4 protein-coding genes are annotated in these 8547 nt (G+C 52.8%); all 4 read left to right on the top strand.

What is annotated here, in order from left to right; all coding sequences use genetic code 11:
• Nucleotides 1-240 precede the first annotated feature (240 nt).
• The 4 genes from QZV31_RS12610 (at nt 241) to QZV31_RS12595 (ending at nt 8258) form a co-directional block, all read left to right on the top strand.
• Nucleotides 241-1869 (top strand): dicarboxylate/amino acid:cation symporter, encoded by a 1629-nt coding sequence (locus QZV31_RS12610; protein ID WP_295361278.1) that lies wholly within the window; start codon nt 241-243, stop codon nt 1867-1869.
• Nucleotides 1870-2005: 136 nt separating this feature from the next.
• On the top strand, nt 2006-3943 hold the full coding sequence (locus QZV31_RS12605; RefSeq protein ID WP_295361275.1) for an alkyl sulfatase dimerization domain-containing protein: 1938 nt from the start codon (nt 2006-2008) through the stop codon (nt 3941-3943).
• A gap of 158 nt (nt 3944-4101) precedes the next feature.
• On the top strand, nt 4102-5211 hold the full coding sequence (locus QZV31_RS12600) for an efflux RND transporter periplasmic adaptor subunit (protein ID WP_295361272.1): 1110 nt from the start codon (nt 4102-4104) through the stop codon (nt 5209-5211).
• Nucleotides 5208-8258: an efflux RND transporter permease subunit gene (locus tag QZV31_RS12595; RefSeq protein WP_295361270.1), complete on the top strand. Its 3051-nt coding sequence runs from the start codon at nt 5208-5210 to the stop codon at nt 8256-8258. The genes QZV31_RS12600 and QZV31_RS12595 overlap by 4 nt, the downstream gene beginning before the upstream one ends.
• The last annotated feature ends 289 nt before the right edge of the window (nt 8259-8547 follow it).

Raw genomic sequence — 8547 nt, 5'->3', positions numbered from 1 at the left:
GGCTGGCAGGCCAATAAACGATGCACTTGTGCATTGCCGGTAGCGTTAGGGCTATGCCCGAAAAGGAAAAACCACCGGCTATGCCGGTGGATATTTATTCGTGACAGTTGCTTTATTGACTTTTCAGCTAAAAAACTGGTATTTCAACCAGAATTCACTTGAATTTATAAGGATAAAAAGTTATTATAAGTATAATAATGTAAGGAGATATAGCTTACTGTTGTATAAGGAGTGAATGAAATGTTTGAACGATGGCGCACTTTTGAACTTACCCCCGACGGTTACAGAGAGACTGTCATTGGGATTGGCGACACGCTCCGGAAGCTGGGTGTGTCCGATAAGGAAGCGGAAGCCGGAAAGCAGCTGGTGGAGCATATTTATTCCCTGCAGCTTTCCAGGCGCCCGGAGGTTTGCGACAAAGTGAAGGTCCGCAAACGCTTCGGCGATGTTTCGCTGCGCCTGGAGACGAAGGGCGATGAGTATAATCCGTTGCAGATGCTGGAGGAGTGGAACGAGGACGATCCGGACTATGAGCGGACAGTGTTCCTGAAATCAAAGAAGGAGCAGCTCTCTTACGCCCACAAAAACGGTATGAACATTGTGACGGTCCGGGTACACGAGGCGGGGAACAAGCAGATCCGCTACACCCTGTTCGCCATGGTACTGGGCATTCTGGCCGGGGCGGTGCTGAAGAGCATGGTGTCCCCGGAGATGATCGAGATGCTGAACAAGAATGTGGTCACCAGCATCCGGACCATGTTCCTGAATTCCCTCAATATGATGATCGCCCCGGTTGTGTTCTTTTCCATCATTGCGGGCCTGACCAGCATATCCAACGCGTCCGATATCGGGCGCATCGGCGGCAAACTGGTGGGAACCTACATGTGTACCACGGTCATCGCTACGATTCTCAGTATTACCATCGGCCTGTTCATGTTCCACGGCGGCGTGCCCCAGATGGGAACCATCAGCGGCAGCGGCGGCGGGGTCAGTGTGTCCCTGCTGGATATGATTGTAAAAGTGGTGCCGGAGAACCTGATCGCGCCCATCGTGAACCGGGATATGCTGCAGGTCATCTTTGTTTCCGTGCTGTTCGGCGTTACCATCAATATGCTGGGCGAGACGGCGCAGCTGCTGAAGGACTTTACGGAAACCGCCAACACGTTCTGCCTGCGGGTCATCACCCTGCTGGCGCAGTTTATCCCCCTCATTGCGTTCCTTTCCATGATGGCGCTGATGTTTACCGTGGGCGTGGATTCCCTGTGGCTGCTGGGTAAGGTGCTGATCGGCCAGTTTATCGGTTCCGCGGCGATGATTTGCGTCTATTCGGTGGTCATGGTGCTGATGGGCAAGATTTCCCCGGTACCCTTCCTGAAGAAAATCGGCGGCTTCGTTCCGGTTGCCATTTCCATGGGCAGCAGCAGCGCGGCCATGCCGTTTACTATGAATTTCTGTACAGAGAAGATGGGGGTTTCGCCCCGGCTTTCCTCGTTTTCCATTCCCCTTGGGGCCACGGTCAACATGGACGGCGGCTGTTTCTACTTTTCCATTCAGGCGATCCTGCTTGCGAAGATGTACGGGGTGGAGATGACGCCGGCGTTCATCTGGGCGCTCTTCGTCACGGTTGTGGCCCTGTCCATCGGCGCGCCGGGCGTACCGGGCGGATCTTTTGTCTGCCTGACTTCCATTATCGTTTCCTTCGGCGTTCCTGTGGAAGCGGCGGCGATCGTGCTGGGCATCGACCCGCTGACTTCCATGTTCCGTACCACGATCAACACGATCGGGGATATCGCGGTGACCACGGCGCTTTCCAAAAATGAAGGCATGATGGACGAAGCGGTGTACATGGGAACGGCAGATAATGGATGAAATTTTCAAAATATCTGTTTTTTCTAAAAATTAATTGGTATAAAAAGCGCTTTATGTTATAATAACTAATTAGGAAGGATTCAACAGTACAATATTTCCGGTTTTGCCGGCAGCTTTGACGGAAAGGTGGATCCAAATGGCAAATAAGGTAGAGAATGAAAACATTGCAAAGGACGCAACTGCTTTTACCAAAGAGGCCAACGCAGCCTGGTACAAGAAGCTTGACTTTGATGACGAAGCGGAAAAGGAAAATGCGCTGCGGGGGCTGATAGAAGCGCCGACCGCACTGCTGATCCGCGGCGAAGACGGGCACGTGGTCTGGAACGCGGCGGATTACGATTTTATGAAAGAATTTGCCAAGGCGCCGGACACGGCAAACCCCAGTCTGTGGCGTAATACCCTGTTCAACAGTTACGCCGGGCTCTTTGAAGTGTGCAAGGGCATTTATCAGGTTCGGGGCTACGATATGGCTAACGTCACGTTCATCCGTACCAAAAACGGCTGGATCGTGTTTGATGTGCTCATGTGCCAGGAGGATATGGAAGAAGCCAAAGCGCTGATGGAAAAGCATTTTGGCCCTCTGAACATCGTCGCGGTTCTCTACAGTCATTCCCACATCGATCACTACGGCGGCATCTATGGTCTGGTCAAAAAAGAAGATGCGGCTGACGCAAACCTTTCCCTGAAAGACCAGCTGGCCAGCGGCAAAGTGGTTGTGATAGCGCCGGAAGGATTCCTGGAGCATGCGGTCAGCGAGAATATTTACGCAGGTTGTGCGATGGGACGGCGTGCCCAGTATCAGTATGGAACCCATCTGCAGCCGGGACCGAAGGGGCGGCTTGCCATCGGCATCGGTCTGGGTCAGGCTGTGGGTAATGTTGGGCTGTTGCCTCCTACCTATGAAGTTACAAAGAATGAAACCCTGCGCATTGACGGGATAGAAATACAGTTCCAATTGACCCCCGGCACGGAAGCTCCGGCAGAGATGAATGCGTATTTCCCGGATTACCGGGCTTTGTGGCTGGCGGAAAACTGTACCGGCACCATGCACAACCTGTACACCCTCCGGGGCGCTCAGGTGCGGGATGCCAGTGCCTGGGCCAAATATATCCTGGAAGCGGAAGAACTGTTCGGGGATAAGACGGACGTGGTGTTCCAGTCACATAACTGGCCCCACTGGGAAACAGATAAAATTAAGAAGTACATGGAAGATACGGCAGCCGCCTACAAATACATCAACGACCAGACCCTGCATTATGCCAATCTGGGCTATACCCCGGTGGAGATTGCCAGGATGCTGGAGCTTCCGGAAAAACTGGGCAGGGTATGGTATATCCGGCAGTATTACGGAACCCTGAACCACAACATCAAGGCAGTGTACCAGCGGTATCTGGGATGGTATGACGCCAACCCGGTGAACCTGAACCTGCTGACGCCGGAAGCTACGGGCAAAAAGTGGGCGGAGTATCTGGGGGACGCGTCGGCAGTGCTTGCCAAAGCCCGTAAAGATTATGAAAAAGGGGAGTATCAGTGGGTGGCCCAGGTCACCAAGGAACTGGTCTTCGCCGATCCGTCGAACCAGGAAGCCCGGAACCTGTGCGCAGACGCGCTGGAGCAGCTAGGGTATCAGGCGGAAAGTGGAATCTGGCGCAATGCCTATCTGACGGCGGCGCTGGAATTACGTTGCGGCAACCAGGCGATACACGCGCCGAAAGCCGGAGCCGCCGATATGAAAGCAGGCATGACGGCAGAGATGATGCTTGACTTTATCAATATCTCAACCGATGCCGTAAAGGCCCAGAACGATGACTTTACCCTGAATCTGATCGTTTCGGATACGGGAGAAACCTTCTTTATTAAACGGAGGGACGGCGTCCTGCTGGTCCATAAGGGCGTGACGGGCAAAGCGGCGGACTGTACGCTTACCTGCAGCCGGATGCAGCTGATGGGGCTGATGATGGTGAATAAGGAAGTGCTGCAGCGCATTTCCGCGGAGGGGGACAAGACGGTTCCTGTCCGGCTGATCAAATATATGACGCCTTTCAAGGCGGACTTTAATATTATTGAGCCGTAAGTTATGATAAAATGAGTCGTATTTTTACCGGTAAAAAACCGCTGGCATAAAGCGGAAGAATGAATGCTGTCAGCAGCAGGCCTGAACCTAAAGAAATATATCAGGCTTTACCTGGTTCTTGCATAATATAATAATCACGAAAGGGTGCGTTTACGATTATGAACCTGCCAGAAATTAAAATGACAAAGAAACACTACATGGTTTTGGGAGCTGCGGCTGTCCTGTTTGTGGGCTGGCGCATATTCTCCGCGCTGCAGCCGCCGGCACTGGAACCTCCTGTTGTTCCTGTAGTACGCACGGTAACGATTGGGGAGACCGCAGCGAATGATATGGCCGTTTATCCCGGCGAGGTGCGGGGAAAATTTGAAAGCAATCTGGCATTCCAGGTCGCCGGAAAGATTGTGGCCCGCCATATCAATTTGGGTGATGCTGTGCGTGCCGGTCAGGTGCTGATGGAGTTGGATCCGAAGGATGTGCAGCAAGGTTATACCGCGGCCAAGGCCACGTATCAGGCGGCCCTTTCCAATTATGAGGTGGTAAGGGACAACTATAAACGGTATACCGCCCTTTATGAAAAAGGCGCTGTCAGTACCATGATCCGGGATGAACACAAGACCCGTTATGACGCAGCGGCGTCCCAGCTGGAAAGTGCCCGGGCGCAGCTGGCTACCAGCGAGAACCAGATGGGTTATACCCGGCTGGTTTCCGACCATGACGGCACGGTGGCTTCCATTTCCGGAGAGATCGGACAGGTCGTTGGCGCCGGTACGCCGGTGGCTACCGTGGTGCAGGACGGGAGCCGGGAGGTCCAGATATATGTTCCGGAGAACCGCTTAGGGCAGATCCGTCTGAACCAGCCTGCTACGATTACGTTCTGGGCGCTGAATGATTTAAAAGCTTCCGGTCACATCAGCGAAATTGCGTCTATGGCTGATGCTGTGACCCGTACGTATAAAGTAAAGGTTTCTGTGGATTCCATGCCGGAACAGGCAAGGCTGGGTATGACGGCCAAAGTGGTGTTGAACACAGGGACTGTTAAATCGATTCTTGTTCCTACCGGGGCTATTTACCAGACCGGCGACCGGTCGCAGGTGTGGGTCATCCGGGATAAAAAGGCGACGCTGGTTCCCGTTAAAACGGCCGGCTTTGAGGGCAGCAATGTGCGGATCAAGGAAGGCCTGAACCAGGGCGACGTAGTCGTAACCGGCGGAATCACCAAGTTGGCGGAAGGACAGGAAGTGCGTCTGGAAGGCAGTGTGGAAAAATGAACAGTAACTGGGCAGAATGGTCAATCAAACACAAGCAGGTCATCCACTTCTTTGCTACGATGATCGCGATTATGGGGATCATCTGTTACGCGGTGCTGGGCCGTCAGGAAGACCCCAGCTTCCCCCTGACGCAGATGGTCATTTCCGCTTCCTGGCCTGGCGCCACTGCCAAGCAGATGGAGATGCATGTTGCGGATAAAATTGAAAAAGTGGTACAAACCGTAGACGATCTGGATTATGTTACCAGCTATTCCAGGCCGGGCGTCTGCGTTATCAACGTATATCTGAAGGACAGTATTCCTTCCGAAACCATTCCCAGCCACTGGCTGGATTTGCGTAACCGGATCAATGACAAACGGAGCGAACTGCCCGCCGAGATGTACGGACCGTTCTTTAACGATCATTTTGACGATGTGTTCGGTAATGTGTACGCGGTTACATCCGACAGCTTTTCTTACGAAGAGATGCGTAAGGTAGCCAGCCGTATCAAAGACAATTTCGTACAGGTGCCGGATGTAAAAAAGGTTGACCTGTTGGGCGTGCAGCCGGAAAAAATCTATCTTCAGGTCGATAATGAAAAACTGGCCCAACTGGGCCTGAGCGTGGACCAACTGGCGGCGGTGGTGCAGGCGGAAACCTCTGTTACCCCGGCGGCTATGAAGCATAACGGAAAGAGCAATATCTATCTGCGCCTGACGGGGATTCCGGATACGGTGGAGAATATCGAAAACATTCCTGTCAGCGGCAACGGTCGTACCCTGCGCCTGCGTGATATTGCCAAAATTGAGCGGGGTTACGCGGAACCGGCGGAACCCAAGATGTATTTTAACGGCAAACCGGCCGTAGGTGTTGCGATTTCCATGGTAGACGGCGGCAACAACCTGAAACTGGGTGAAAATCTGGACAAAAAGGTCAAGGAAATACGTAAGATGCTGCCGTTGGGTTTTGAGTTCAACCAGGTGCTGAACCAGCCCAAGGTAGTAAAAGATTCTATTGATGAATTTGTGGAAAGCCTGGTAGAAGCCATCCTGATCGTGCTGGTGGTCAGCCTGATGACCCTGGGGCGGCAGAGCGGCTATGTCATTTCCGTCTGCATCCCGCTGGTGCTGATGTGCAGTATGATTGGCATGTTTATAGCGGGTATCGACCTGCACAAGTTGTCCCTGGGCGCCCTGATCATTGCGTTGGGCATGTTGGTAGACGATTCCGTGGTCGTGGTGGAAATGATCGAAACGAAGATCAACGAAGGCTGGGACCGGATCAAGGCTTGTTCCTTTGCCTTTGAAAGCTGCGCCAAGCCCCTGCTGACCGGCACCATGATCACTTGTGCCAGCTTTATGCCCATTGCCTTTGCCAAATCCCAGGTGGGCGCATACGCAGGCAGCCTTTTTACGGTAATAACCATTACCCTGATGAGCAGCTGGCTGGTTTCGGCTACCGTGGCTCCGACCCTGGCCCATGCCTGGCTGAAAAAGGAAGATAAGGGCGTGGGAGAGGAAGCAGAGTCTTCCATGTACCAGGGCGGTTTTTACGATGTATTCCGTAAACTGCTGAACTGGTCATTGCACCACCGCGTTGCGGTAATTCTCATAAGCCTCGCTATTTTTGCAGGTTCCCTGCTGCTGAGCAAGCTGTTGAAAGAGGAATTCTTCCCTGTATCCACCCGTCCGGAGCTGATTGTTGATATGAACCTGCCGGAAGGTTCCAGCCTGAAGACTACCGATGCGGCAGCGCGCAAACTGACAGAGAAGCTGCTGCAAGACGAAGATGTGAGCAGCATTTCAACCTATGTGGGCGTGAGCAGTCCCCGTTTCGTGCTGGTTATCCAGCCGGAACAGCCACGGGATAATTACGCCCAGCTGATTGTGGTATCTAAAGGTCTGGAAGCCCGGAAAAGGCTGGAAAAGAAAGTTAAGACACTGGTCGACGATCATTTGCCGGATGTGCAGAGTTATTGCCGTACCGTTCCGCTGGGTCCGCCGACGCCGTACCCGGTCATGTTCCGGGTAAGCGCGCCTGATGATAACCAGGCGAAAGAGTACGCGGAGAAAATTAAAGAGATTATGGTGGCGAATCCTCACGTGACCATGGTCCGATTTGACTGGATGGAAAAAGCTCCTGCTGTCAGAGTGGAACTGGACGACGACAAGCTGCGCCAGATGGGCCTGACCCGGAAGGCCGTAGCTTCCGCCCTGTACGCAGAGGTAAGCGGCTACAGTATCAGCAAGTATTATGAAGGCGATCAGGCCATCGACATGGTGTTCCGGTTAGAACCGAAAAACCATCAGGACATCAGCGACCTGGGAGCCATGAGCATTCCTACGGCCAAAGGAATCGTGCAGTTGAACCAGGTAGCCTATCTGAGCTACAAGAATGAAGACGGCATGATCTGGCGGCGTAATCTGCTGCCGACCGTAACGGTCAATGCAGGTATTATCGACAGCGTCACCGGTAATGACGTAACCAAAGAAATCTGGGAAGCTTCGGCGGAAATGCGGAAAAATCTGCCCTTTGGCGTTAACATTGAAATTGACGGACCGTCGGAAAAGAGCGCCAAGTCCCTTACCTCCATTTTACGGCCTGTGCCGTTCATGCTGATTATCATGCTCGTTCTGCTGATGATCATGCTGATGGATGTACGGAAAGTGTTTGTGGTTATGTGTATTTCCCCGTTAGGGCTGATTGGCGTGTTCCTGGGCCTGTTCCTGTTCAACACCCCTTTGAGTTTGCTGGCTCAGGTCGGTACGCTGGCGCTGGTAGGTACTATCATCCGTAACGGCACCGTGCTGGTGGACCAGATCGACCAGCATATGGCGCAGGGGATGCCGCAGCTGAAAGCGGTAACGGAATCCGTCATCGTACGTTTCCGTCCCATTATGCTGACGGCCCTTACTACCGTGCTGGGCCTGGTTCCTATGTTCCCCAGTGATTTCTGGCGAGGCATGGCCTTAGCCATTTCCTGCGGTCTGACCGTGGCCACCGTCATCACCCTGGTGGTATTGCCGGTCATCTACTGCATGGTGTTCAAGGTACAAAATGAGGATTAACAACTTTTGGAGGAATGGTTTTGCGTTGCGGCGTAAACAGCGCAAGAGGCAAGACTCTTAAAAACAAACATTTGTGGTAATGAAACAGGGCTGGACGATGTTCGTCCAGCCCTGATTTTTTGGGGCTTTAGCGCCAAAAAACCCCCGGTTCAACCGGGGGTCGGTAAAAATACTTTAGTAAACGGAAGAAAAAACCTCCTGTGTTAAGATTGATGTGGCCTGGCAACCACACTATCAACACAGGAGGTTTTATCATGCAAGATGATGTAAAAAGTTTATCACATAGCAA

The organism is uncultured Succiniclasticum sp., from assembly GCF_902793885.1.
GTDB lineage: Bacteria > Bacillota > Negativicutes > Acidaminococcales > Acidaminococcaceae > Succiniclasticum.
This window is presented reverse-complemented; position numbering and strand designations above follow the sequence as displayed.